Raw genomic sequence first — 25,546 nt, forward strand, 5'->3', positions numbered from 1 at the left:
GCAGGCCGGTTGGTTTGTGGCGGTTGGTTTCTTGGGCTGCTTCTGCTGGCTTCCTGTGTTGGGGGGGGGTTGGTGGGGGTGGGCTCTGGGGTTTTGGTTTGTGGATAGTGTGCGCGAGTGTCTTGTTGTTGTGGTGGTCAAGTGAGTGTGGCATACGGTGGATGCCTTGGCACCAGGCGCCGATGAAGGACGTGGGAGGCCGCGATAGTCCACGGGGAGTTGTCAACCGGGCGTTGATCCGTGGGTGTCCGAATGGGGAAACCTGGCTCGAGTCATGTCGAGTCGCTGCCGTCTGAATGTATAGGGCGGTTGGTGGTGACGCGGGGAAGTGAAACATCTCAGTACCCGTAGGAAGAGAAAACAATACGTGATTCCCTGAGTAGTGGTGAGCGAAAGGGGATGGTGGCTAAACCATGCGCGTGTGATAGGCGGCGGCCGTTGCGTGTGTGGGGTTGTGGGAGCATGCTGGATCCTTCTGCCGGAGGGTCGCGTTGGTGGTTCTTTTAGTCGAAGTCGTTGGGATGCGACGCCGGAGTGGGTGAGAGTCCCGTAGGCGAAGGAAGAGTCATTGGTGTGGGTGTGTTTCCCGAGTAGCGCGGGGCTCGAGGAATCCCGTGTGAATCTGGCAGGACCATCTGTCAAGCCTGAATACGTCCTGGTGACCGATAGTGGATTGAGTACCGTGAGGGAATGGTGAAAAGTGCCCCGGTGAGGGGTTGTGAAATAGTTCCTGAAACCGTGTGCTGTCAAGCCATCAGAGCCTGATGCTTTTGTGTTGGGTGATGGTGTGCCTTTTGAAGAATGAGCCTGCGAGTCATGCTGTGTGGCGAGGTTAACCCGTGTGGGGGAGCCGTAGCGAAAGCGAGTCTTAAATGGGCGTCTGAGTCGCGTGGTGTGGACCCGAAGCGGAGTGATCTACCCATGTCCAGGGTGAGGCGGCTGTAAGAGGTCGTGGAGGCCCGAACCCACCGGGGTTGAAAACCCGGGGGATGAGGTGTGGGTAGGGGTGAAAGGCCAATCAAACTCCGTGATAGCTGGTTCTCCCCGAAATGCATTTAGGTGCAGCGTTGTGTGGTTCTTGGCGTGTGGTAGAGCGACTGGTTGGTTGATGGGCCCGCGAGGGTTACTGATGTCAGCTAAACTCCGAATGCCGTCAAGTGGAGCATGGCAGTGAGACTGCGGGGGATAAGCTTCGTGGTCGAGAGGGAAACAGCCCAGATCTCCGGTTAAGGCCCCTAAGGGTGTGCTGAGTGGGTAAGGTTGTGGAGTTGCAGAGACAGCCAGGAGGTTGGCTTAGAAGCAGCCATCCTTGAAAGAGTGCGTAATAGCTCACTGGTCGAGTGGTTCTGCGCCGACGATGTAGCGGGGCTAAGCACACCGCCGAAACCGAGAAGCTAGCCTTTGTGGCTGGTTGGTAGGGGAGCGTCCTTCACGCGGTGAAGCATTGGTGTGAACCGGTGTGGAGTGTGGGGGAGTGAGAATGCAGGCATGAGTAGCGAAACCAACGTGAGAAACGTTGGCGCCGATTGACTAAGGGTTCCTGGGGCAGGTTAATCCGCCCAGGGTGAGTCGGGGCCTAAGGCGAGGCCGACAGGCGTAGTCGATGGATGACGGGTTGATATTCCCGTACCCGCATACACGCGCCCGATACTGAAACTCTCGATACTAACCATGGAATCGTGCTTCGCTCCCTTCGGGGGGTGTTGTTGTGGTTCTGTGGGACCTGAGGGGGGAGTAGGTAAGTGATGGGGTGACGCAGAGGGGTAGCTCTACCCGGCGATGGTTGTCCGGGGGTAAGCGTGTAGCCCGAGGCCTAGGTAAATCCGGGTCTCATAGGGGTGAGGCGTGATGCCGAGCCGTTGTGGTGAAGTGAGTGATCCCGTGCTGCCGAGAAAAGCCTCTAGCGAGTGTGTGTGCGGCCCGTACCCGAAACCGACGCAGGTGGTCAGGTTGAGTAGACCGAGGCGTTCGGGTGAACCATGGTTAAGGAACTCGGCAAATTGTCCCCGTAACTTCGGGAGAAGGGGAGCCCCGGCCGGTGATACGCCGTGCGTGTTGAGCTGGTGGGGGTCGCAGAGGCCAGGGAGAAGCGACTGTTTATTAAAAACACAGGTCCGTGCGAAGCCGTAAGGCGCGGTATACGGACTGACGCCTGCCCGGTGCCGGAACGTTAACAGGACTGGTTAACCCTTTGGGGTGAAGCTGGGAATGTAAGCGCCGGTAAACGGCGGTGGTAACTATAACCATCCTAAGGTAGCGAAATTCCTTGTCGGGTAAGTTCCGACCTGCACGAATGGCGTAACGACTTCTCCGCTGTCTCAACCATGGGCCCGGTGAAATTGCACTACGAGTAAAGATGCTCGTTTCGCGCAGCAGGACGGAAAGACCCCGGGACCTTCACTGCAGCTTGGTATTGGTGTTTGGGTGGGTTTGTGCAGGATAGGTGGGAGCCGGTGAAACCTTCACGCTAGTGGGGGTGGAGGCGTTGGTGAGATACCACTCTGATCTTCTTGGGCACCTCAACCTCGGTCCGTGATCCGGATCAGGGACAGTGCTTGGTGGGCAGTTTAACTGGGGCGGTTGCCTCCCAAACGGTAACGGAGGCGCCCAAAGGTTCCCTCGGCCTGGTTGGAAACCAGGTGGTGAGTGTAAGTGCTTAAGGGAGCTTGACTGTGACACTGACGGGTGGAGCAGGTGCGAAAGCAGGGACTAGTGATCCGGCACTCCCGTATGGAAGGGGTGTCGCTCAACGGCTAAAAGGTACCCCGGGGATAACAGGCTGATCTTCCCCAAGAGTCCGTATCGACGGGATGGTTTGGCACCTCGATGTCGGCTCGTCGCATCCTGGGGCTGAAGCGGGTCCCAAGGGTTGGGCTGTTCGCCCATTAAAGCGGCACGCGAGCTGGGTTTAGAACGTCGTGAGACAGTTCGGTCCCTATCCGCTGCGCGCGTTGGAGACTTGACAGGAGCTGTCCCTAGTACGAGAGGACCGGGATGGACGAACCTCTGGTGTGCCAGTTGTCCCGCCAGGGGCATGGCTGGTTGGCTACGTTCGGAACGGATAACCGCTGAAAGCATCTAAGCGGGAAGCCGTCCTGGAGATGAGGTCTCCCACCACCTTTGAGTGGGTAAGGCCCCCTAGAGACCATGGGGTTGACAGGCCAGACGTGGAAGCCCAGCAATGGGTGGAGCTGACTGGTGCTGATAGGCCGAGGGCTTGCCCACCACAACACACTGGACACTCGCGCACACGAATCAAGCACACACCCCCCGCACGCACACACGCGTGCACGGGAGCACCCCACACCAGGGTGTGTGAACCGCGAACCACACGAACGTGCGGTGGTGACAGCGGAAGGGAAACACCCGGACCCATTCCGAACCCGGCAGTTAAGCCTTCCAGCGCCGATGGTACTACCCCCACGCCGGGGCGGGAGAGTAGGACACCGCCGCACAACACCACACGATTTGAGGCCCTGCCGATCCAGAACACCTGGACCGACAGGGCCTCAAACGCATACCCACACAACCCCTCGTCAACCACGCCATCAACGGCTGTCATCTGCCTGCTATTGCTCAGTCGCTCGCATCTCGTCTGATTCCGGGGTCTCCGGGTGTCGCCAGATCCACAGGATGGACGCGAGGAGGCCGCCCCACACGACGGTGAGGGCGATGACCATCATGACGATGGCGGATGCGGACATGAGCTTTCCCTCCGCTGCTGGCGCGAACGCGCCATATCTTCTCGTTATCACTTGCGCACGTCCGGAACCGGGCCGACATCCCGCTTCCACAGAATCGCTGTGAGGAGCACCGCGACCGCGATCGCGCCAACGGCGACCCCACCGCCGCCGAAGACCAGCAGCACCACTGGGTAGCCTTCGTAGGGTTCGGAGAACTCGGTCCACAGGTTGGTCGCGATCAGCAGCGTCAGCACGATCGGCGTGATGACGCCGAGGCAGATCTTCCACCAGAGTGTCAGCCGGATGCTGGAGTACTCCTCGATGTGCCCTTGGAGGTCCGGGAGGCGCCGCAGCGCCCACGCCACGACGACGACCTGCACGAGCGCCGCGGCCACGATTCCGTACTGGTTGATGAACCGGTCGGCGACGTCCAGCAGGGTGAGGCCCTGGTCCGTGGGATACACCGCCAAGGAGATCACTGCGGGGACGCCGCCGCCGATGAGGGTCGCCGTGAGCCTCCGCAGCCCGAAGCGGTCCTGCAGCGCCGCTACGACGACCTGCATGATGCTGATCAGGGAGGTGATGCCGGCGACGGCCAGGGAGAGGAAGAACAGGACCCCGAACAGCCCACCGAGCGGCATGGTGGCGATGACCTGCGGGAAGGCGATGAATGCCAGCCCCACGCCCTGCTCCACGACGCCCTGGACGGGGGCGTCCACCTGGAGGGCCATGAAGCCCAGTGTGGCGAAGATACCGATCCCGGCCAGTAGCTCGAACGAACTGTTGGCGAGTCCCACCACGAACGCGTTCCCGGTGAGGTCGGCCTTGCGGCGCAGGTAGGAGGCGTAGGTGATCATGATCCCGAAGCCGATGGACATCGAGAAGAACACCTGGCCGTAGGCGATCAGCCAGACCTGGCCCTCGGCCATCGCGGACCAGTCCGGTTCGAAGAGTGCGCTGAGTCCGGCACCCGCACCCTCGAGGGTGACGGCCCGGATCACCAGGGCGCCGAACAGCACGATCAGCAGGGGGATGAAGATCCGGTTGGCGCGTTCGATGCCGCGTCGGATCCCGGACAGCAGGATGATCAGCGTGACCACCCAGACCAGGAGCAGGGTCAGTCCGATGTCCGCGGCGTAGCTCTGGACCATCCCGGGTTCCGCCGCGCGAAGGTAGTCCTCGGCGAAGAACGTCTCCGGGTTCTCCCGCCATTGTGCGGTGTTCCGGGGGATGAGGGAGAACGACGCGTACTGCAGGGCCCAGGCGATGATGACGGCGTAGTAGGTCCCGATGACGAAGCAGATCGCCACCTGCCACCATCCGATGCCTTCGGCGGGGCGGCTCAGACGCCGCAGGGCGACGGGCGGTGAGCCGTGGTAGCGGTGCCCAATGGAGTAGCACAGGATCAACAGCGGCAGACCGGCGGTCAACAGCGCGATCAGGTAGGGGACGATGAACGCTCCACCGCCGCCTTCGTAGGCGGCGTAGGGGAACCGCCAGATGTTGCCGAGGCCGATGGCGGACCCCATGGCGGCGAGCAGGAAGCCGGCTCTGGTTCCCCACTGTTCACGGACCTGCCCAGCCATGTCACTCCATGAGGTTCGACGACTACTAAAGGCGACGTTAGCAGTGTGGCCTCCTCGGGGGTAGAAGGCGCGAGGACGTTCCGCGCCGTTGGCGTGGGGACGGGCTGTGTGCGCACACTTGCCTTGTCCGTGGTGATTGAGCGCTGAGGAGTCCCCATGCGGTGTGTTGGGAACGCGGAAGTCCGCCGGTTGGTCACGATGGAGCGGGCCGTCGACGCGTTGCGCAGCACGTTCACCGAGATCGGTCGATCGGCCAGCCCGGTGTTCGACTGTCCGCCGCGGCTCGCGTTGGGTGACGGGGCGACGTTGGTGATGACGGCGCGGCACGTCCCCACGGGTGCCACGGTCACGAAGTCACTGAGTGTGGAGCTTTCCCGGGACCCCGCGATCGTGGGCTCGGTGGCGTGGATGGATCCGCTGCGAACGGAGCCGCTGGTGGTCGAGGCCGCCGCGGTGACCACGCTACGGACGGGTGCGATCGCCGGCCTCGGTACGGATCTGCTGGCGCCGCCGGACGCGGACCGGATGGCGATCGTCGGGTCGGGTGCTCAGGCCCCCGACCAGGTGCGGGCGGTGCACGCGGTGCGCCCGCTGCGCGAGCTTCGTGTCGTGAGTCGCCGACCGGAGAACGCCGAGAGGTTGGCCGCCTCCCTACGTCCCGAGCTCCCGGGTACCGCGATCACGGTCGCGTCCACGGTCCGGGACGCGGTCGCGGACATGCCCATCGTGACGTGTGCGACGTCGGCCGCCGAACCAGTGCTGGACACCGTGGACCTCGCCCCCGACGCGCACGTCAACGGGATCGGCTCGTTCCGGCCGTCCATGCGGGAGCTGCCGGAGGACCTGTTGGCGGGTGCCGAGGTGGTCATGGTGGAACAGCGTGCGGCCGCGCTCGAGGAGTCGGGGGAGATCCGGCACGCCGTCACGACCGGAGGCCTGAGGAAGGACGACGTTCGGGAACTTCCCGACGTGCTCCGGGAGCCGTGGCAGCGGAGCGGGGGGCGGACCGTGTTCAAGTCCGTGGGGGTCGGAATCCACGACTGGGCGGTGACACGTCTCATCGCCGAGACGCTCGACATGCCTGGTGTGGATTCCGCGGACGTCTGACGTAGGGCCGTGGCCGCTGGTCTGGTGGTGGCCTACCTTCCCGCGGGGCGCAACCGTTCGATCGCCTCGGCGGAGCCCAGCGAGCCCGCGGTGCCGAGTTCGAAGTTGGCCATCGCCGCGGCGTGCGCGTTCTCGTCGGCGGCGGTGACACAGTCCGCGATGACGTGCACGAAGAACCCGAGGTCGGTGGCGTGCCGCGCGGTCTGTTCCACGGTGAGGTTGGTCGCCACCCCGGTGAGGAGGAGTGTGGTGATCCCCTGGTGCGTGAGCCATTCCGCGAGGTCGTTCCCGGCGAGACCGGAGAGCTTCTGGTTGTCGACGATCCGGTCCCCGTCGGTGAGTGGTGGCATCTCGGGGATGATCTCACTCCCGGGGGAGTCCGGGCGGAAGTTCTCCGGTGCGTCGGCCACCGCCGAGACGAGCTGTGTGTTGCGCACGAGCTGTCCGCCGTCGGTGGGCACGGTGAAGCGGGTGTAGACGACGGTGACGCCGGCTGAGCGTGCGGCCTGGTGCAGGTGTGCGGCGCGGGGGATCACTCCGCTGCGCGCCACCGGCTCGCTCAGCATGGCGGCGAAGAAGCCTTCCGGCTTGGTCACGTTGACGGTCCAGTGCAGACCGAGGACCGCGGTGCGGTGTGGGTCGAGTCTCATAGCCCATGACGGTGGCACAGCGTGGCGGTCGTGGGAAGGGTAGATCCGCGAAAAGCGAGCCAACGCACGCCCACATAGCCGACGGATTGATGTGATTGGATACGCACCGCCCCCTGTCCCCGTAGCCCGGAGAGCTACATGACTGAGACACGACCCGCCACGCGAACCATCGCTGGACGCTACGAGCTGCTCGAGCGTCTCGGCCGTGGGGGGATGGGAGTGGTGTGGCGCGCCCGCGACACCATCCTCGACCGCGAGGTCGCGGTCAAGGAGATCCTCGTTCCGGAGGAGCTCGAGCCGGAGGAGCGGGAGCAGGCCAAGGCACGGGTGCGCCGCGAAGCCCGGTCGGCGGCCAGACTGTCGGACGCCGAGGGCGTGGTGACGGTGTACGACGTGCTCGATCTGGAGGGCGACCCCTGGGTCGTGATGCAGCTCGTGCGGGGGAAGACGCTCGCCGACCTGATTCGCGAACAAGGGCCGGTGCCGGAGGACCAGGTCCGGGCGATCGGCCGGACACTCGCGGGCGCCCTGAGCAGTGCGCACGCGAACGGGGTCGTCCACCGCGACGTGAAGCCCGCGAACGTGATGTTGGCGGACGACGGCCGCGTTCTGCTGACGGACTTCGGCATCGCGACCGTGGAGGGCGAGACGTCGGTGACCCGGACCGGGTCGATCGTGGGATCGCCGGAGTACATGGCACCCGAGCGCCTCGAGGAGCACGGTGCGTCGACGCCCCCGTCCGACCTCTGGAGCCTGGGCGCCACCCTGTACGCGGCGGTCGAGGGCCAGACCCCGTTCCGTCGGGACACACTCCCGGCGACTCTCGCGGCGGTGGTGTCCGCTCCCGTACCGGTGCCGTCGCGATCCCAGGCGCTGGCCCCCGTCCTGCTGAGCCTGCTGGTTCGGGAACCGAGCCAACGACTCACCGCCGACCAGACGCTCCGGATGCTCGGCGCGCCCCACCAGGGCAGCGGTGGCTGGACGACCGAGGCGATGGCGGACGCGACCCGTCCCGTCGCTACCGATCCGGTGAACACTCCGACCCGCCCCGTGTCTCCGTTCCCGCGGCTCGGAAAGCGCGGCCGGTGGATCTCGGCGGTCGTCGGGGGAGCCCTCGTTCTCGCCCTCGCGGCTGTGCTCGGGTGGCGACTCCTTCTCTGGCCGGCCGACGTGTCGGTTTACGCCGAGCACAGTACGGACAACTACTCGCTGCAGTACCCGGCGGAGTGGACCGTCGAGGACGACGACGGCAACATGACGTTCGCCCCCGACGACGAAACCCCGGAGATCGAACTGCGTTCCGCCTGGTACACCCAGGACTTCGGGGACCGTAACAACGAGTTCTCCGCCCACACCGAGCTGAGGAACGCGACGGGCCCGTGGGCGGAGTACGCGTCCTACACCCAGACCATGGTGGATCCGGAGGAGTACGGGACCTGGGACGTCGATGTCGCGGCCGTGGAGGAGTCCGTCGTCTTCACCGAGGAAGGGATAGCGGAGCACGCCGGGGATGACCCGCGACGGGCGGGCGTGCACCTGCGGTTCGTCGACGGCGACACGGCGCTGCGGGTGAGTGTGGTCGGATCCGAAACCGAGATGGCTCGCTACGATGCCGTGATCTCGGAGATCCTCGGGTCGATCGAGCCGAGCCTCGGGGACTGAGGCCGGGCCCCGGCATCACCCGCGGAACCGTGCTCCCTCCAGGGTCAACAGGTGGCGCTTGCGGGGCAGGCCGCCGCCGTAGCCGGTCAGGGAGCCGTCGGCGCCGATGACGCGGTGGCAGGGCACCACGATCGAGATCGGGTTACGGCCGTTGGCCAGGCCTACGGCGCGGGACGCTCCGGGCTTGCCGAGGCTGGTGGCGAGTTCGCCGTAGCTGGTGGTCTGGCCGTAGGGCAGGCGGGTCAGGGCGCGCCAGACGCCGCGTTGGAACTCGGTGCCCTCGGGGGCGAGTGACAGGGTGAACGTGCGCAGCTCGCCGGCGAAGTACGCGGAGAGCTGCTCCGTCACCTCGCGCAGGGCCCCGGGGGCGTGCCGCCACTCGCCGGCGTCGGCCGGCGGGCTTTCCATGTACAGCCCGGTCAGGGACGTCCCGTCGCCCACCAGGATGATGGTGCCGATGGGGGAGCTCACCTCGTCGTAGATTCGCGGTCCGGCCTCGGGGACCCGGAAGGTCATCGGCTCCCACCACGGTTCGGCCGTGGGCACGTCGACGTCGAGTGGGAGCGTGCTCTGCGTTGTCGTCTCCACCATGGTCGTGCTCCTATCGGTGCTGGTTCCACAGGTGATGGGTGGCGTAGCTTCGGAACGGCGCGCACGGGTCGCCGAGGCGTCGGGCCGCGGCGGTCGAGAGTGTGCCGCGCCCGAGGGCCCGGCGCACACCGAGGTCCTCGGCGAGGAACACGTCGGGGTCACCCATTCCCCGCATTCGAATGTAGGCGGCGGTCCAGGGTCCGATGCCACGCATCGTCCGCAGTTGTGCCTCGCTCCGCTCTCGGTCACATCCGGGACCGAGGTCGAGTTCGCCGCGGGCCACCGCGTCGGTCAGTGAGGAGAGCGCCGTGGCCCGGGTCCGGGGCATCGGGAGTGTCTCCAGCGGCGCCGCCGCGATGGTCTCGGCGCTGGGGAACACGTGGGTGAGGCCGCCGCTGGGGCTGGGCAGGGGGTCTCCGATCCGGGCGACGAGTCGTCCGGCGTGGGTGCGTGCGGCGGCGACCGAGATCTGTTGGCCGAGGACCGCGCGTACCGCGAGCTCCGTGGGGTCCACCTGTCCGGGTGCGCGGAGGCCGGGGCGGCGGGCCGCGAGTGGGGCGAAGATCGGACTGGTGCTGAGGACCTCGTTGACGGCCTGCGGGTCGGCGTCGAGGTCGAGAAGGTGTCGGCAGCGGGCCACGGCCGCGGTGAGGTCGCGGAGATCCTGGAGCCGCAGCCGACAGGTGACCGCCCGGTCGGACTCCGGGGCGAGCTCCACGATCCCGGTCCCGTGGTGAAGGCGCAGGACGCGCCGGTAGACCCCGTGGACCCACTCCTCCACCCCGGGGATCGCTCGGTCGGCGAGGAACCGCAGTGTCGTCCCGGCGTCGAACGGCTGTCGCGTGGGCAGACGCAGACTCACCGTCCCGGGGGCGGGGTCGCCTGGTCGGCGGGCGGCACGGGTGCGCATCTCCGAGGGCGTGGCCGCGAAGACCGCGTGGATGGTGTCGTTGAACTGGCGGACGCTCGCGAAGCCAGCCGCGAAGGCGATCTCCGCCATGGGGACGTCGGTGGTCTCGATGAGGATGCGGGCGGTCTGCGCGCGTTGCGCCCGGGCGAGGGCGAGCGGCCCCGCACCTAGCTCCTCGGTGAGGTGCCGGCGGAGCTGTCGCTCGCTGTAGCCGAGGGAGGAGGCGAGGCCGCTGACGCCACCACGATCGATGGTGCCGTCGGCGATCAGTCGGATGGCGCGCGCGACGACGTCGCCGCGCAGGTTCCACTCCGGGGAGCCGGGGGAGGCGTCGGGCCGGCATCTCTTGCACGCGCGGAATCCGGCGGCCTGCGCGGCGGCCGAGGAGCGGTAGAAACGGAGGTTGGAACGCTTGGGCACGATCGCGGGGCAGCTCGGACGGCAGTAGATGCCCGTGCTGGTGACGCCGGTGTAGAAACGCCCGTCGAAACGGGTGTCCCGGCTGCGCACCGCGCGGTATCTCTGGTCATCGTCCATACTCCTCATCATGCCGTCGCCCGCCACGCTGTGCTAGCGGATTTCGGACATGAAAGTCATAGGAGCAGTCACGTTGCCCGCTCGCTCCCGCGTGCGTCCGGCATCGCGTCGGAACGCGTGGAGCGTCAGGAGTGCTTGGCGAGATAGTCGATGTAGATCGGGCGCAGCGCGTCGAGAAGCGCCGGGTCCTGTTCCTCGCGTACGGAGATGACGTCACCGATGAGGCCGGTCATCTGTGCGACTCCCGCGCGTGCGGCGTCGACGTTGCCGGCGGCCGCCTCCGCCGCGGGCAGCGCGCGGAAGAGCCGCCACAGGAACGCGAGATCCACGTGGTGCCGCGCCCGCTCCATGGCGCGTCGGTGGAGCTCGTGGGAACTGAGCCGCTCCAGGTCGTCCTTGTTCTCGCTCATAGCCGATACCTACCCTCCCTGAGCGATGTCGCGTGGGTTACGCTTGCGCCATGAGCGCGACATCGGTGGTCCGGGTGGTGCTGGCAAAACCGGGGCTTGACGGCCATGACCGGGGAGTGAAGGTCGTCGCACGGGCGCTGCGTGACGCGGGCGTCGAAGTGATCTATGTCGGTCTCCGCCAGACCCCGGAGATGATCGTGGACGCGGCCCTGCAGGAGGACGCGGACGCGATCGGCCTCTCCGTCCTCTCCGGCGCGCACATGACCATGTTCGGCCGCGTGCTCGACCTCCTTCGGGAGCGGGACGCCACCGACATCGTCGTCTTCGGTGGCGGGATCATCCCCGACGAGGACATTCCGGAGCTCGAGTCCCTGGGTGTCGCCAAGGTCTTCACTCCAGGAGCGACCACCGTCGAGATCAACGACTGGGTGGACCGTCGGCTCCGGCGTCGGGAGACCGAAGAGGTGTGATTCCCTGCACTCCCCGCTGGCGACTCCGGTGGGATTGTGGGGATCTGGCGGTGAATGCGGCGGTCGCGGGCTGATTCAGGCCGGCCCCGGTGTGTGTCCGCAGGAGACGATCGAGCTAAGCTTCCGCATGACGCGGATCGATCTGCGGGGTCGCGCGGGGAGTACGTGCGCAACGGTGTAGCCGCTGCACAAACCTCTGTCGTCCCCGTGTGACCTCTTCTTTGCCGCCACCTCCATGACGGCACTGCCCTGAGGCCCCGGTTACCGGGCGCCAGCGTGAGGGGGGCGATCTTCGCGCCGAGACCGCATCCAAGCAAGTTACCAAGGACGGACCCTCGTGGACCTGTTCGAATACCAGGCGAAGCAGCTCTTCGCGGAGTACGGGGTCGCCGTACCCCAGGGAAAGGTCGCGACCACGCCCGATGAGGTGCGTGCGATCGCCACGGAGTTCGCGGCCGCCGGAAAGTCCCGCGTTGTCGTCAAGGCCCAGGTGAAGACCGGTGGTCGCGGCAAGGCGGGCGGCGTGAAGGTCGCCGACGGCGTGGACGACGCCGTCGCCAAGGCCGAGGCAATCCTCGGCATGGACATCAAGGGCCACACGGTCCACCGCGTGTGGGTGGAAGAGGCCAGCGACATCGCCGAGGAGTACTACTTCTCGTTCCTCCTCGACCGTGCCAACCGCACGTTCCTCGCGATCTGCTCCGCCGAAGGCGGCGTGGAGATCGAGGAGGTCGCCGAGACCAACCCCGACGCGGTCGCCAAGGTCGCGATCGACGCGCTGGACGGCATCTCCCCACAGAAGGCGGCCGAGATCGTCGCCCAGGGCAAGCTGCCGGAGAAGGCCGCCGCCCAGGCCGCCGAGGTCATCACCAAGCTGTGGGAGACGTTCGTCAAGACCGACGCCACCCTGGTCGAGGTGAACCCGCTCGTCCTAACGGGCGAGGGCAAGGTCGTCGCGCTCGACGGCAAGGTCACGCTGGACGAGAACGCCGAGTTCCGCCAGGACATGGACCGGTTCGCGGCCGCCGCGGAGGGCGACCCGCTGGAGGTTCGGGCCAAGGAGAAGGGCCTGAACTACGTCAAGCTCGAAGGCCAGGTCGGCATCATCGGCAACGGAGCCGGGCTCGTCATGTCGACACTGGACGTCGTGGCCTACGCCGGCGAGGAGCACGGCGGCGTCCGGCCGGCGAACTTCCTCGACATCGGCGGCGGCGCCTCGGCGGAGGTCATGGCGAACGGGCTGGAGATCATCCTCAGCGACCCCGACGTCAGAAGCGTGTTCGTGAACGTCTTCGGTGGTATCACCGCCTGCGACGCGGTCGCGAACGGCATCGTGCAGGCCCTCGACCTCCTGGCGAAGCGGGGCGAGGACGTCAGCAAGCCGCTCGTCGTGCGGCTGGACGGAAACAACGCCGAGCTGGGCCGCCAGATTCTCACCGACGCGGCGCACCCCAGCGTGCGCCAGGTGGACACCATGGACGGCGCCGCGGCCCAGGCCGCCGAGCTGGCCGCGGCCTAGGGACGAGGAGAACACATCATGGCTATCTTCTTGACCAAGGACAGCAAGGTCCTCGTCCAGGGAATGACGGGCTCCGAGGGGATGAAGCACACCGCGCGTATGCTCGCCTCGGGCACGCGCATCGTCGGTGGCGTCAACCCGCGCAAGGCGGGCCAGAGCGTCGACGTCGGCGACACCTCGGTCCCGGTCTTCGGTTCCGTCGCCGACGGCATGCGGGAGACCGGCGCCGACGTGAGCGTGGTCTTCGTGCCGCCGAAGTTCGCCAAGGACGCCGTCATCGAAGCGGTGGACGCCGGTATCGGCCTCGCAGTGGTGATCACCGAGGGCATCCCGGTGCACGACACGGCCTACTTCTGGTCCTACGCCAGCTCCAAGGGCAACGCCACCCGCATCATCGGCCCCAACTGTCCAGGTCTGATCAGCCCCGGACAGTCCAACGCGGGCATCATCCCGGCCGACATCACCAAGCCCGGCCGGATCGGTCTGGTGTCGAAGTCCGGCACGCTGACCTACCAGATGATGTACGAGCTGCGGGACATCGGCTTCTCCACCAGCGTCGGCATCGGCGGTGACCCGGTCATCGGCACCACCCACATCGACGCCCTGGCGGCGTTCGAGGCGGACCCCGACACCGACGCCATCGTCATGATCGGCGAGATCGGCGGCGACGCCGAGGAGCGTGCGGCGGAGTACATCCAAAAGCACGTCACCAAGCCGGTCGTCGGCTACGTGGCCGGCTTCACCGCTCCGGAAGGCAAGACCATGGGCCACGCCGGCGCCATCGTCTCCGGCTCCTCCGGAACGGCACAGGCCAAGAAGGACGCCCTGGAAGCCGTCGGCGTCCGCGTGGGCAAGACCCCCAGCGAGACCGCCAAGCTCGCCCGCGCCCTGTTCTGACCGACACCCGTTCGGTCGTCCGAGGCCCTCTCCCGTCTCCGACGGGAGAGGGCCTCGTCGTCTCACGGAGGTCCCTTGGGGCCGCTGCGACACGGAGGCGTGTGCGCCTGTGTTCCGGTCGCTCCACCCATGTGACCTGATCGAGCCAGGGTCGGGACACAGCGGCACGGCGGTCCGTACCCGTTCCGGGACGACACACCACCGCGACACGCCCGGGGAAAAGCGGGGGTTTGTGCGGGCGGACTGGGAACATGGCACGGTGAGTGCGCCTGCGGCTTCCGCCGACTCCCCTCGCCCACCCGCGGCCGCGCGATCGTCGGTTCGTCCCCACGATCCGCCGCGGCAGCAGCTCTACGTGGCCGGTGGGCTGTCGGCCGCCATGGCGGCGACCATCGGGTTGGCCACGTTGGCGACGCTTGCGTTGATCGGGTGGGTCGCCGCCCCGCACGGGGGGTTCGGGGAGGACATCCCGGACGTCCTGCGGTTGGCCGTACAGATGTGGCTGGTGGGTCACCATGTCGGCTTCGCCGTTCCCGGTGGCGAGATCTCCCTGCTGCCGATGGGGCTGGTGCTGGTTCCCGGTCTCGTCGTCTACCGAATGGGGCGCCGGCTGGCGCGCAACTGCGACATTCCGCGGGTGCGCGGGGTGTTCCGGGCCGCACTCGCCATCGCGGGCCCCTACTCCGCGATCACCGGCACGATGGCGCTCGTGGCGCAGACGTCGACGATGCAGCCCAGCATGATCCAGGCCCTCGTGTCGGGGTTCCTGCTCGCATACGTGGCCGGCGGCCTGGGCGTGCTGCGGCAGCTGCTCGTGGACAAGCGGATCGCGCGGCGCCGTCTACTCTTCCAACTTCCGCCCCGAGTGCGTTCGCTGGTGGTGGGCACGTTCACCGCGAGCGTGCTGCTGGGGCTCGCCGGACTGGTGTTGTTCCTCGTCGGTCTGGCCGCCAACCTCGGTGAAGCGGTCGAGGTCACTCAGCAGCTTCGTCCGGGGATCGTCGGCGGGGGTCTCCTGGTCTTGCTGCAGGCGCTGTACCTGCCCAACGCCGTGGTCTTCGGCGCCTCCTACGCGGCCGGTCCGGGGTTCATGGTGGGGGCGGACACGATCGTGGCGCCCACCGGCATCAGCCATGGTCCGCTGCCGGCGCTGCCGATGTTGGCGGCGATTCCCGCGAACGGCCCGGCGCCGCTGCTGTCGTTGGCGGCTCTGCTGGCGCCGTTCGTCGCGGGTGGCGTGGCCGGCTGGCAGATGATGCGGGCCCGCCCCACACCCGTGAGCGAGGCGGCCCCGCTGTGGGGCTTCGTGTGTGGAGTCTGCACGGGTGTCGTGTGGGGCGCGCTGGCCGTGGCGGCGGGTGGGCCCCTGGGCGCGGAACGGTTGGCGAGCGTTGGGCCCTCCGGTTGGCAGGTCGGGGCGGTGGTCGCGTTGGAGGTCGGGCTGGCCGCGGCGATCGCCGGCTGGTTCGCCAACTGGCTGCACTTCCGGCGGGCGATCCGGTCCGGCGAGGTGGCGCTCGCCGACGACGACGGTGAGCCGGGGTCGCCGCTGCTCTCCGGGAGCGTGGCCGCCGAGCGAGCGGTGAGTACGGTGGCCGCGGCGAAGCGTCGCCTGCTCGGGGCGACGCCGCGTTCGATCCGCAGGGCCGCGAAGAAGGCGCGCCGATCCACGAAGAAGCGCGAGCCCGATCCGGTCGCGAAGCCTACGGGCACCGCCCTCGGCGAGGAAGCCAACTCCGACTCCACGACCACGACCACCCCCACGCCCGACGCCGCGACCGGTGCGTCAGCGGCGTCGACGGACGGAGTGACCGAGCCGGAGCCCGCCGCCGCACCCCCCGCGGACCGGGGTCGCCGAGGCGTGGTTCCCCTCAAGGAGCGCAAGCGGGGGCGAGGCAAGTTGGAGTCCTCGCGGGACGCCACAGCCGAACGGGCCGCCAGCGAGGCGGATGACGAGTGGGCCGACGACGCGGACGTCCAGTTCGGTGTCGTCTACGAGGAGGGGGCGACCGACGACGCGGACTCCGACCGGGGTGACTCCGCCACTCAGGCGACGGTTACCCCGTTGACCGGGCGGTTGTCCGGTCGGGAGGGCGGAGAGTCGGGCGAGTGAGGAGCTTCCTGCCGGGGGACGGGGGTGGCCCTCGGGGGGAAGCCTGGTCTCTCCGTGGTCCGAGGTCGCCGGCGCGGTCCCGATCGGGAACGGGCTGGGCTCAGTCCCCGACTACGGCGTTGATGATCCACGGTGGGACGTTCTGCGCGTCGAGGTAGCCGCGGAACTCGGCGTCGCACTCCGCCGCCACCGCGTTGGTGTTGGCGGTGGCCAGGCAGTCCTGCCAGTCATTGACCGCGCCCATGGCGAACCAGTACGCGGTGAAGGCGGCGCCCCACAGCAGGATCCCGACCACGCCGAGCACGATGGCGGCCAGGGAGCCGGGCGCCGCCGTGGCCGTCGCCTTCGCCTGCCGGCGGGCGCGGATACCCAAGACGATGCCGGCGAGCGACAGCGGGATCCCGTACCACAGGATGAGCAGCCCGAGAGTGGAGCAGATGAGACCCCAGAGTCCGCCCCGTTGCACTGTGGGCTTCGCGCCGTCGGTCTTCGTGTCGGCAGCGGGCGGCGTTTCTGCCACGTGGGCTCCTTCTCATCGGGTGTGCGGTTGACGGTCCCGCCGGGGTCGGTGCCGTCGTCAGGCCCCGCTCCCGCGGGACGTGACGCTTCGCATCATTCCATTGTCACTCCCCGATACGACGTTGCCGGCGGAGGTCGAAGGCAAGCCATGGCGGAGGTCTGTGGATCATGCCCAAGTCGGGTCCACGTGGGATAGACGCTACCTGGCCATATAGGGTGTTCGAGCGGGTAACCCCTCTCGTGTGGCGCGGCGCGGCGCGCCGGCACGCGGCGAGGCGTCAGGTTTCGAGCGGGTTGAACAGAAGGCACACATCAGTGCGAGTCGTCGTCCTCATCTCCGGCAGCGGCACCAACATGGAGGCTCTGCTGGAGGCCACTGCGGAGTCCGACTACGGTGTCACGATCGCCGCCGTCGGTGCGGACCGTGACGCCTCCGGGCTGGACCGTGCCCGAGCCGCTGGTGTTCCGACGTTCGTATGCCGCCTGGCCGACCACCCCGATCGAGCCGCGTGGGACGAAGCCCTGAGCGAACTCCTCGACACCCACGCCCCCGACCTCGTGGTCTCCGCCGGCTTCATGCGTCTTCTCGGCTCCGCCGTCCTTGGCCGCCACACCGTCCTCAACATCCACCCCGCCCTGCTGCCGGCCTTCCCGGGCGCGCACGCGGTGCGCGACGCCCTGGCCTACGGTGTCCGCTACACGGGAACCACGGCGCACTTCGTGGACGAGGGGGTGGACACCGGCCCCGTCATCGAGCAGGTGCCGGTCGCGGTCCACCCGGACGACGACGAGGCGAGCCTGCACGCACGCATCAAGGTAGAGGAACGGCGCATGCTGGTCGAGGTCGTGCGCCGCCTCGCCGCCGAGGGCTGGCGGCTGGAGGGGCGTCACGCCCACTACGGCGGTTCCGTGCCGCAGCGCGCACGGTAGGGCAGGACCGTGTTCCTGTTCCCGAGGACCGCCGTGCTTGTGAGGACCGCCGTGCTTGTTGGTACAGAAGTGAAGGAGAACCGGTGACCCTACGGCCCATTCGGCGCGCCTTGATCAGCGTCTATGACAAGACCGGCCTGGAGGAGCTGGCCGTCGGACTGGCCGAGGCCGGGGTGGAGATCGTGTCCACCGGCTCCACGGCGGGACGGCTCGCGGACGCCGGCGTCCCGGTCACCCCGGTGGAGGACGTGACCGGATTCCCCGAGTGCCTGGAGGGGCGGGTCAAGACCCTGCACCCCGCCGTCCACGCCGGGCTCCTCGCCGACCAGACCGACACCCAACACCGTGACACCCTGGACGAGTTGGGTATCGCACCCTTCGACCTGTTGGTCGTCAACCTGTACCCGTTCTCGGCCACCGTCGCCTCCGGCGCCACCGAGGCGGAGTGCGTGGAGAAGATCGACATCGGTGGACCGGCGATGATCCGGGGTGCGGCGAAGAACCACGCGAGTGTCGCGGTGGTCGTCGACCCCACGCGCTACGACGACGTGCTGGAGACCGTGCGCTCCGGCGGGTTCACCCTGCCGCAGCGCAAGCGGCTCGCTGCGGCCGCCTACTCCCACACCGCCGCATACGACGCCGCGGTCGCCTCCTGGTTCGCCGAGACCTACGCTCCCGACGAAGTGGCGCGGAGCACCGGATGGCCGGACTTCGCCGCGTCGGTCTACGAGCGGGTCACGCCGCTGCGCTACGGCGAGAACCCGCACCAGAGCGCGGCCCTCTACCGTGGCGCGGACGCGACCGGCCTCGCCGGCGCGACGCAGCTCCACGGCAAGGAGATGTCCTACAACAACTACGTGGACGCCGACGCCGCCCTGCGCGCGGCGCACGACTTCGACGCGCCCTGCGTCGCGATCGTGAAGCACGCCAACCCGTGCGGCATCGCCCTGGGGGGCGACGTCGCCGAGGCACACCGCAAGGCGCACGCCTGTGACCCGGTGTCGGCGTTCGGCGGCGTCATCGCCACCAACAGCACCGTCACCGCCGAGATGGCGCGCCAGGTCGCCGACGTGTTCACCGAGGTGGTGGTAGCTCCGGAGTTCGCCGCGGAGGCGGTGGAGATTCTCACCCAGAAGAAGAACGTGCGTCTGCTGCGCGTGGAGCTGGGCCCCCGCAGGCTACGTCGGGAGACGCGGGCGATCAGTGGCGGCCTGCTGCAGCAGGCGCCCGACCTGATCGACGCCCCCGGTGACGATCCCACCACCTGGGAGCTCAAGGCGGGCCCGGCGGCCGACGAGGCCACCATGGCGGACCTGGTGCTCGCGTGGCGATCGGCTCGGTCGGTGAAGTCCAACGCGATCCTCCTCGCCGCGGACCGCGCCTCGGTCGGTATCGGCATGGGTCAGGTCAACCGGGTGGACTCCGCGCGGTTGGCCATCACCCGCGCCGGCGAACGCGCCCAGGGAGCCGTCGCCGCGAGCGACGCTTTCTTCCCCTTCCCCGACGGGCTGGAGGTGCTGCTCGACGCCGGCGTCCGCGGCGTCGTCCAGCCGGGCGGATCCGTTCGAGATGAGGAAGTGATCGCCGCGGCCCAGCGCGCGAATGTCACCATGTACCTGACGGGTACACGGCACTTCTTTCACTAGCAGAGTTTTCACTAGCAGAGTTTTCGTTAGCAGCGTCTCCACGAGCAGGGCACCGACAGAGCCGGGCTCGAGTGGGCTGGTGGGGGCGCTGCCCTCTCGTCAGCCACCAACACAGCTTCCTCTGACAGAGCTTCCTGGCAGCGGCCCCACCGACGATGGGAATGGAGCGGGTCATCGTGAGCGCGGAGATCCTGGACGGCAAGGCAACAGCGGCGTCGATACGTGCCGAACTCGCGCAGCGCGTCGCGCGCCTGCGCGAGCGCGGAGTCACACCTGGGCTGGGCACGATCCTGGTGGGTGACGATCCCGGTAGCCACTCCTACGTGCGCGGGAAGCACAAGGACTGTGCCGAGATCGGCGTCGAGAGTATCCGCGTGGACCTGCCGGAGACGGCGACCCAGGCCGAGGTCGAGGCGGCGGTGGACCGGTTGAACGCCGACCCCGCCTGTACCGGCTACATCGTGCAGCTTCCGCTGCCGAAGGGGCTAGACGAGATGGCGGTCCTGGAGCGGATGGACCCGGCCAAGGACGCCGACGGACTGCACCCGGTGAGCCTGGGACGGCTCACCCTGATGGAGGACGGGCCGCTGCCGTGCACCCCGCGCGGCATCGTGGAGCTGCTGCGCCGCTACGAGATCGAGCTCAAGGGGGCCGACGTCACGGTCGTCGGCCGCGGCGTCACCGTCGGGCGCCCGCTGGGGCTGCTGTTGACGCGGCGAACCGAGAACGCAACCGTCACCCTGTGCCACACCGGGACCCGTGACCTGGCCGAGCACACCCGTCGTGCCGACATCGTCGTGGCGGCCGCGGGCGTACCCGGTCTGATCACGGCCGACATGGTGCGTCCGGGAGCGGCCGTGTTGGATGTCGGAATCACCCGCACCGAGTCGGGCCTCGCCGGCGACGTCGCGCCGGACGTGCGAGAGGTCGCGGGCCATGTCGCCCCGGTTCCCGGTGGAGTGGGGCCGATGACCCGCGCCATGCTGCTGCGGAACGTGGTCGAGGCGGCGGAACGGAGCGCGGGCGTCTAGGTGTTCTGTCCTGTGAGGTTGGTGACGCGGGTGGTGGGTGGGCCGTTGATGGCGGTGTGGAAGCGGTGGTGATTGTAGTGGTGCAGCCATCCGGTGAATGCGTGGCGGCGTTGGGTCTCTGAGGTGTAGGGGCGGGCGTAGGCCCATTCGTCGGTCAGGGTGCGGTGGAAGCGTTCGACCTTGCCGTTGGTTTGGGGCCGGTAGGGGCGGGTGCGCTTGTGTGCGATCTGGGTCTGGGTCAGCGTTTCGCGCCACAGACCGGATCTGTAGCAGGACCCGTTGTCGGTCAGGACCCGCTCCACGGTGATGCCCACCGAGGCGAAGTAGGCCGCTGCGCGCTGCCAGAAGGCGGTGGCGGTCTCTTTGCGTTCGTCGGCCAGGATTTCGGTGTAGGCCAGGCGGGAGTGGTCGTCCAGGGCGGTGTGCAGGTAGCTGTGGCCGATCACCGGGGACCCGTTGCGTCGGGCGGTGGTGGCTGCCTGCTTGTTGCGTACTCCCGCGTGGCGGCCCACTGCGCGGTGGCCGCCGCCGTCGGGGATGGAGCCGAGTTTTTTGACGTCGACATGGACCAGTTCGCCGGGGCGGGCGCGTTCGTAGCGGCGCACGGTGCGGCCGGTGGCGCGGTCCAGGTGGGCCAGGCGAGCGCAGCCGTGGCGTGTGAGGATGCGGTGGACGGTAGAGGCGGGCATGTGCAGGTGCCCGGCGATACGGGCCGGTCCCCACTGGTTGAGGTGGCGGAGTTTGATGACGCGGCGCTGACGGCGGATGGAGGTGCGCCGGGGCGAGCGGGCGGGACGGCTGGAGGCATCGGTCATGGCGGCTGGGCCGCCGGTGCGGTAGCGCGCGGCCCAGCGCTGGGCGGTGGTGGCCGAGACCTGGAAGCGTTCAGCGGCCCGGCGCAGCGGCCATCCGTCCTCGACAATGCAGCGGGCCAATGCCAGGCGGCCAGCCGGTGCGAGCTTGGCGTTGGGATGGGTAGCGTGAGGCATCGAGGGCCTTCCGGTCCGGTGATGATGTCGCAATCCCCATCGATACCGGAGGCCCTCTTCGTATGCATCACGCGGGGTGGGTGTTACCAACCTCCATGGTCAGTACATCTAGGCCGCGTTTCGCGGGCGCGAGGTTCTACTGTGCGGCTCCCGATTGGCGTCTGGCTGTGTTCTGGTCAGACAACAGAGGGCCGCTGGACTTGCGAGCCACTCAACTGGATGACCGCTCGTTCCAAGAAGGTTGAGCCGTGCGAAGCACGACCCCACGAGGGTGGAGGCGGGCGACGGGCGGGCACAGCACCAACGAGACACAACCAAGGAAACGGTTCCCAGACCTGATGGATCCCCGGGCGGGGGTCCATCTTCTTTGCGTTCGCGTATTCCTTGACAAGAATATACCGGAAGGGGAATATAAGGCTATGGAAGACGCCTTCGCGGTGCTGGCGGACCGGACGCGACGTCGGATACTCGACGAGCTGCGTCGCGGCGACCGGGTCGTGGGGGAGTTGGTCGACCAGCTGGGGGTGGCCCAGCCAACGGTGTCCAAGCATCTCAAGGTGTTGCGTGGCGCGGGCTTGGTCACGGTTCGTGTCGAAGCCCAGCAGCGCCGGTACGCCCTCGCGCCGGACGGTCTGCGACCACTGGACGACTGGTTGGAGCCGTATCGCCGGTTCTGGCTGAACCGATTCGACGATTTGGGCGTTCATCTGGACCGGACGTACCAGGACAAGGGGGAAGCGGGATGACGGAGACCCACGTGCGCAAGATCGAACAGGACGGCAACCCGGCACTGTTGTTCGAGCGTCACTATCCGCACGGTGTGGAGCGGGTGTGGGAGGCGCTGACGGACCCGGCCCAGCTCGGCCGGTGGTTTCCCTGCGAGGTGCGGCTCCACCTGGTGCCAGGCGGCACCATCACCTTCCTCTTCCCGGGGGAGGAGCCCGAGACCGGAACGGTGACCGAGGTAGACGCGCCGACGGTGTTCGCGTTCAGCTGGGCGGGAGAGGAACTGCGCTGGACCCTGTCTCCCGACGACTCGGGTGAGGGCTCCGGGTGCGTGCTCCGACTGGTGAACACGATCGCGGATCCCGCCTGGGCCCCGAATACCGCCGCCGGGTGGGACAGCTGCCTTGGTGCCCTGGATGCGGTCCTGGAGGGGCGCACGCCGCAGGCCCACGCCCAACCGGACGACTCCGTGATCGAGGGGTGGCGCACAGCCCTGCGTTGAATCCTCAGCGCTGACCTACTGTGCGCCGGCTCGGGGGGTCAGCTCGCGCGTCGTGCCCGCTCCAGCGTGGGACGCGGGCGTACCAGCCCGAGCGCGACGACCTCGTTGGCCAGTCGGGTGCGCCGGTTGGCGCCCTCGGGGATGCGGAACTTCTGGTAGAGGCGCAGCAGGTGTTGTTTGACCGCGGCCTCGGTGACGACGAGGTCCTCGGCGATCGCCCGCGCCGTGGCCGGCGACACGAAGGCTTCGTCGGACAGGGCGGGACGACACAGTGAGGCGAGCACGTCATGCTCGCGGCGGGTGAGTTCCGGTGTCGTTCCCCGGCGCATCTCGGCGTCGGGGTTGAGCTCCTCGTGGGGGAGGCCCCCCACCTTGCAGCGGGCGGATCCGAAACTCAGCACATCGCCTTCGTCGAGAACCCGTCGCATGATCGGCCGCCCGTTGACACGGGTGCCGTTGCTGGAGAGTCCGAGGTCGACGATGTAGAGGTAGGGGCCGCGCCGGACGAGTTCGGCGTGGAGCTGAGAAACGCTGGGGTCGTCCAAGCGGATGTCCACTCCTCGGCCGCGTCCGACCGTGGTGACCTCAGCGTGCAAAGGCAGTGCTTCTCCGCTGTCCTCGACCCGCAGATAGGGCCCGTCCACGGTTGTCCCTCCCAGGGGTGTGGTGTCTCGTGGCCGACGGTTGCGGTGGGGCACGCACGGCACCTCGAGACTCGGGTGCCGATCGGGGGTGGGGATGGGGTGTGGGTGGATGGGGGGTCGTTGGGTCGGGGTGGTGGTTCTTACCGCACCGTGGCACTCATCTCAAGAATCGTTACCCGAAGGAGAGAGTTCTACGCCCGTGTCGGGGAAAAGGCTCTCGTTTGGGTCATCCCACAGGTGTCGGAAATGGCGAGCCGGGCTGTCCGCGGGTGTGGTCGCGAACGCGGAGTGCGACGGATCCACCCTGGGGTCGGCTTACAGTTGGTGGCGCGGTGTGCGCGGCAGCGACAACGAGGGCCGTGGTGACGGGAAGTGGTGCCCAGGATGGCGGATGAGAACACCAGTGACGGTGTCTCGGCCGGACAGCCGGCGACGGGCGAGAAGCCAGAGACCTCTGACGACGGGACGGCCACCAAGAGCCCGTGGTGGTTGACGGAGATCCCGTACATGTTGGTGCTGGCGACCGCCAGCGCCGGCATCGTCGTGGTCGCCGCCGCCTACTTCAAACGCGGCCCCGCCCTGATCGCCGGGGCGTTGCTGCTCGGAGCGGTTTTCCGTCTGTTCCTGAGCTCCGAGCGCGTGGGCATGCTGGGCGTGCGTGGGCGGTGGTTCGATGTCTTCACCCTGGTCGGGCTGGCCATGGCGTTGATCGTTCTTGCGTGGGTGGCCCCGCAGTTGTAACACTGGCGACCCATTAAGCTTGATATCGAGATAATTAGTCAGCCACACCGAGAGACCGCTACTGGCACACGTCCGTCTGCTGGTGGCGCGGGCGAGTCCGCGCGGTGTCACGCGATGACCCCGGATTCGTCCGGTCTTTAGGAACCGGCGCAGCCGGTCGCGGACGAAGGGACAGCCACTTCCGCCATGCCAAAGATCAAGGTAGCCAACCCGGTCGTCGAGCTCGACGGCGACGAGATGACCCGCATCATCTGGTCCTTCATCAAGGACCGGCTGATCCTCCCCTACCTCGACGTTGACCTGAAGTACTACGACCTCAGCATCGAGGAGCGGGACCGCACCGACGACCAGATCACGGTCGACTCCGCCAACGCCATCAAGAAGTACGGGGTCGGCGTCAAGTGCGCCACCATCACCCCGGACGAGGCGCGGGTCGAGGAGTTCGGCCTGAAGAAGATGTGGCGCTCGCCCAACGGCACCATCCGCAACATCCTCGGCGGTGTCGTGTTCCGTGAGCCGATCATCTGCCAGAACGTGCCCCGTCTGGTGCCTGGGTGGACCCAGCCGATCATCATCGGCCGCCACGCCCACGCCGACCAGTACAAGGCCAGTGACTTCAAGGTCCCCGGCCCGGGCAGCGTGACCATCACCTACACCCCGGAGGACGGGGGAGAGCCGGTCGAGCTGCACGTCGCCGACTTCCCCGAGGGCGGCGGTGTCGCGCTGGGGATGTACAACTACCGCAAGTCCATCGAGGACTTCGCGCGGGCCAGCCTGAACTACGGGCTCGACCGCGGGTACCCGGTGTACCTCTCGACGAAGAACACCATCCTCAAGGCCTACGACGGCATGTTCAAGGACGTCTTCGCCGAGATCTACGAGGCGGAGTTCAAGGACAAGTTCGAGGCCGCCGGACTCACCTACGAGCACCGCCTCATCGACGACATGGTCGCCGCCGCCCTGAAGTGGGAGGGCGGCTACGTCTGGGCGTGCAAGAACTACGACGGTGACGTCCAGTCCGACACCGTCGCGCAGGGCTTCGGATCCCTGGGCCTGATGACCTCGGTGCTGCGCACGGCCGACGGTCGTACCGTCGAGGCCGAGGCCGCGCACGGGACCGTGACCCGGCACTACCGCCAGCACCAGCAGGGCAAGCCGACCTCCACCAACCCCATCGCGTCCATCTTCGCCTGGACCCGGGGCCTGGAGCACCGCGGCAAGCTCGACAACACGCCCGAGGTCACCGGTTTCGCCACCGCCCTCGAGGACGTCGTCATCAAGACCGTCGAGGGCGGGCAGATGACCAAGGACCTCGCGCTGCTGGTCGGCTCCGACCAGGAGTGGCTCACCACCGAGGCCTTCCTCGCCGCGCTCGACGAGAACCTGCAGAAGCGGCTGGCCTGACGCTGTCGGTCCCGGTCGGGCGCCTGCCCGCCGGGGCCACCAGCCCCACCCGTCCGGTCCCCGGCCCGGCGCCGCGCCACCGGTCGCCCCGCACCTGGGAGCGACCGGTGGCACCGCGCCCAACGGCCAAAACGGTGCCTGATAGCTTGAGGCGTGTCGGGCACCGCCGGACCGGTGGGAACGGAGTCCCCGGACTCACGGCCCGCGCGGACCAGTACCGACCATCAGCGTCGGGACAGGTCGACGACGCGGGAAGCCACGGATGTGCCGTGCCCCACG

22 protein-coding genes and 2 rRNA genes are annotated in these 25,546 nt (G+C 67.9%); 15 read left to right on the forward strand and 9 right to left on the reverse strand.

The window, feature by feature from the left end; all coding sequences use genetic code 11:
• The first annotated feature begins 134 nt into the window (after window positions 1-134).
• Window positions 135-3,226, forward strand: a 23S ribosomal RNA gene (locus J4H86_RS20150).
• A gap of 112 nt (window positions 3,227-3,338) precedes the next feature.
• Window positions 3,339-3,455, forward strand: a 5S ribosomal RNA gene (rrf, locus tag J4H86_RS20155).
• 114 nt (window positions 3,456-3,569) lie between these two features.
• Here the strand turns inward: rrf and J4H86_RS20160 are convergent.
• Window positions 3,570-3,704 carry a methionine/alanine import family NSS transporter small subunit gene (locus J4H86_RS20160; protein ID WP_236539465.1) on the reverse strand — a complete coding sequence of 45 codons (135 nt, stop codon included), beginning with the start codon at window positions 3,702-3,704 and terminating at the stop codon, window positions 3,570-3,572.
• Between the two features lie 47 nt (window positions 3,705-3,751).
• Window positions 3,752-5,269 (reverse strand): sodium-dependent transporter, encoded by a 1,518-nt coding sequence (locus J4H86_RS20165; protein ID WP_236539467.1) that lies wholly within the window; start codon window positions 5,267-5,269, stop codon window positions 3,752-3,754.
• 156 nt (window positions 5,270-5,425) lie between these two features.
• Here J4H86_RS20165 and J4H86_RS20170 point away from each other — a divergent pair, with 156 nt between their 5' ends.
• Window positions 5,426-6,376, forward strand: coding sequence for an ornithine cyclodeaminase family protein (locus J4H86_RS20170; RefSeq protein WP_236539468.1), 951 nt, complete (start codon window positions 5,426-5,428; stop codon window positions 6,374-6,376).
• 32 nt (window positions 6,377-6,408) lie between these two features.
• Here J4H86_RS20170 and J4H86_RS20175 read toward each other — a convergent pair whose 3' ends face one another.
• Complete coding sequence (locus J4H86_RS20175; RefSeq protein ID WP_236539469.1) at window positions 6,409-7,026, reverse strand: cysteine hydrolase family protein; 618 nt, start codon at window positions 7,024-7,026, stop codon at window positions 6,409-6,411.
• A gap of 138 nt (window positions 7,027-7,164) precedes the next feature.
• Here J4H86_RS20175 and J4H86_RS20180 point away from each other — a divergent pair, with 138 nt between their 5' ends.
• Window positions 7,165-8,688 (forward strand): serine/threonine-protein kinase, encoded by a 1,524-nt coding sequence (locus J4H86_RS20180; protein ID WP_236539470.1) that lies wholly within the window; start codon window positions 7,165-7,167, stop codon window positions 8,686-8,688.
• A gap of 15 nt (window positions 8,689-8,703) precedes the next feature.
• On the opposite strand, the gene J4H86_RS20185 is transcribed toward J4H86_RS20180, so the two are convergent.
• The 3 genes from J4H86_RS20185 to J4H86_RS20195 form a co-directional block, all read right to left on the reverse strand.
• Entirely contained in the window at window positions 8,704-9,279 is a 576-nt protein-coding gene (locus tag J4H86_RS20185) for a methylated-DNA--[protein]-cysteine S-methyltransferase (RefSeq protein ID WP_330932437.1), read from the reverse strand.
• A 10-nt stretch (window positions 9,280-9,289) separates the two neighbouring features.
• Complete coding sequence (locus J4H86_RS20190) at window positions 9,290-10,726, reverse strand: DNA-3-methyladenine glycosylase 2 (protein ID WP_236539471.1); 1,437 nt, start codon at window positions 10,724-10,726, stop codon at window positions 9,290-9,292.
• Window positions 10,727-10,851: 125 nt separating this feature from the next.
• Complete coding sequence (locus tag J4H86_RS20195; protein ID WP_236539472.1) at window positions 10,852-11,136, reverse strand: hypothetical protein; 285 nt, start codon at window positions 11,134-11,136, stop codon at window positions 10,852-10,854.
• A gap of 50 nt (window positions 11,137-11,186) precedes the next feature.
• On the opposite strand from J4H86_RS20195, the gene J4H86_RS20200 reads away from it, so the two are divergent.
• The 4 genes from J4H86_RS20200 to J4H86_RS27495 all read left to right on the forward strand — a co-directional run bounded on the left by J4H86_RS20200 (window position 11,187) and on the right by J4H86_RS27495 (window position 16,135).
• Entirely contained in the window at window positions 11,187-11,606 is a 420-nt protein-coding gene (locus J4H86_RS20200; RefSeq protein ID WP_236539473.1) for a cobalamin B12-binding domain-containing protein, read from the forward strand.
• Between the two features lie 337 nt (window positions 11,607-11,943).
• Window positions 11,944-13,125 carry an ADP-forming succinate--CoA ligase subunit beta gene (sucC, locus tag J4H86_RS20205; RefSeq protein WP_236539474.1) on the forward strand — a complete coding sequence of 394 codons (1,182 nt, stop codon included), beginning with the start codon at window positions 11,944-11,946 and terminating at the stop codon, window positions 13,123-13,125.
• 18 nt (window positions 13,126-13,143) lie between these two features.
• The gene (gene sucD / locus J4H86_RS20210) at window positions 13,144-14,022 is read left to right on the forward strand and encodes a succinate--CoA ligase subunit alpha (RefSeq protein WP_236539475.1); all 879 of its coding nucleotides are present in this window, start codon (window positions 13,144-13,146) and stop codon (window positions 14,020-14,022) included.
• Window positions 14,023-14,281: 259 nt separating this feature from the next.
• Window positions 14,282-16,135 (forward strand): cell division protein PerM, encoded by a 1,854-nt coding sequence (locus J4H86_RS27495; protein WP_330932438.1) that lies wholly within the window; start codon window positions 14,282-14,284, stop codon window positions 16,133-16,135.
• A 100-nt stretch (window positions 16,136-16,235) separates the two neighbouring features.
• Here J4H86_RS27495 and J4H86_RS20220 read toward each other — a convergent pair whose 3' ends face one another.
• Window positions 16,236-16,655 (reverse strand): DUF4190 domain-containing protein, encoded by a 420-nt coding sequence (locus J4H86_RS20220; protein ID WP_236539476.1) that lies wholly within the window; start codon window positions 16,653-16,655, stop codon window positions 16,236-16,238.
• Window positions 16,656-16,969: 314 nt separating this feature from the next.
• Between J4H86_RS20220 and purN the strand changes: the two genes are divergently transcribed.
• The 3 genes from purN (at window position 16,970) to J4H86_RS20235 (ending at window position 20,261) form a co-directional block, all read left to right on the forward strand.
• Window positions 16,970-17,584 (forward strand): phosphoribosylglycinamide formyltransferase, encoded by a 615-nt coding sequence (gene purN / locus J4H86_RS20225; RefSeq protein WP_394356400.1) that lies wholly within the window; start codon window positions 16,970-16,972, stop codon window positions 17,582-17,584.
• An 83-nt stretch (window positions 17,585-17,667) separates the two neighbouring features.
• Complete coding sequence (gene purH / locus J4H86_RS20230; protein WP_236539477.1) at window positions 17,668-19,230, forward strand: bifunctional phosphoribosylaminoimidazolecarboxamide formyltransferase/IMP cyclohydrolase; 1,563 nt, start codon at window positions 17,668-17,670, stop codon at window positions 19,228-19,230.
• A 176-nt stretch (window positions 19,231-19,406) separates the two neighbouring features.
• On the forward strand, window positions 19,407-20,261 hold the full coding sequence (locus J4H86_RS20235; protein ID WP_236539479.1) for a bifunctional methylenetetrahydrofolate dehydrogenase/methenyltetrahydrofolate cyclohydrolase: 855 nt from the start codon (window positions 19,407-19,409) through the stop codon (window positions 20,259-20,261).
• Here J4H86_RS20235 and J4H86_RS20240 read toward each other — a convergent pair.
• Window positions 20,258-21,250: an IS481 family transposase gene (locus J4H86_RS20240; RefSeq protein ID WP_236539480.1), complete on the reverse strand. Its 993-nt coding sequence runs from the start codon at window positions 21,248-21,250 to the stop codon at window positions 20,258-20,260. The genes J4H86_RS20235 and J4H86_RS20240 overlap by 4 nt on opposite strands.
• 419 nt (window positions 21,251-21,669) lie before the next feature.
• Between J4H86_RS20240 and J4H86_RS20245 the strand changes: the two genes are divergently transcribed.
• Window positions 21,670-21,996 (forward strand): ArsR/SmtB family transcription factor, encoded by a 327-nt coding sequence (locus J4H86_RS20245; protein ID WP_236539481.1) that lies wholly within the window; start codon window positions 21,670-21,672, stop codon window positions 21,994-21,996.
• Window positions 21,993-22,478, forward strand: coding sequence for an SRPBCC family protein (locus J4H86_RS20250; RefSeq protein ID WP_236539482.1), 486 nt, complete (start codon window positions 21,993-21,995; stop codon window positions 22,476-22,478). Before J4H86_RS20245 ends, J4H86_RS20250 begins: the two co-directional genes overlap by 4 nt.
• A 38-nt stretch (window positions 22,479-22,516) precedes the next feature.
• Here J4H86_RS20250 and J4H86_RS20255 read toward each other — a convergent pair whose 3' ends face one another.
• Window positions 22,517-23,122, reverse strand: a complete 606-nt coding sequence (locus J4H86_RS20255) for an FHA domain-containing protein (RefSeq protein ID WP_236539483.1) — start codon at window positions 23,120-23,122, stop codon at window positions 22,517-22,519.
• Window positions 23,123-23,506: 384 nt separating this feature from the next.
• On the opposite strand from J4H86_RS20255, the gene J4H86_RS20260 reads away from it, so the two are divergent.
• Complete coding sequence (locus J4H86_RS20260; RefSeq protein ID WP_236539484.1) at window positions 23,507-23,863, forward strand: DUF3017 domain-containing protein; 357 nt, start codon at window positions 23,507-23,509, stop codon at window positions 23,861-23,863.
• A 186-nt stretch (window positions 23,864-24,049) separates the two neighbouring features.
• The gene (locus J4H86_RS20265; RefSeq protein WP_236539485.1) at window positions 24,050-25,267 is read left to right on the forward strand and encodes an NADP-dependent isocitrate dehydrogenase; all 1,218 of its coding nucleotides are present in this window, start codon (window positions 24,050-24,052) and stop codon (window positions 25,265-25,267) included.
• The last annotated feature ends 279 nt before the right edge of the window (window positions 25,268-25,546 follow it).

The sequence above is a fragment of the Spiractinospora alimapuensis genome (genome assembly GCF_018437505.1).
Taxonomy (GTDB): Bacteria; Actinomycetota; Actinomycetes; order Streptosporangiales; family Streptosporangiaceae; genus Spiractinospora; species Spiractinospora alimapuensis.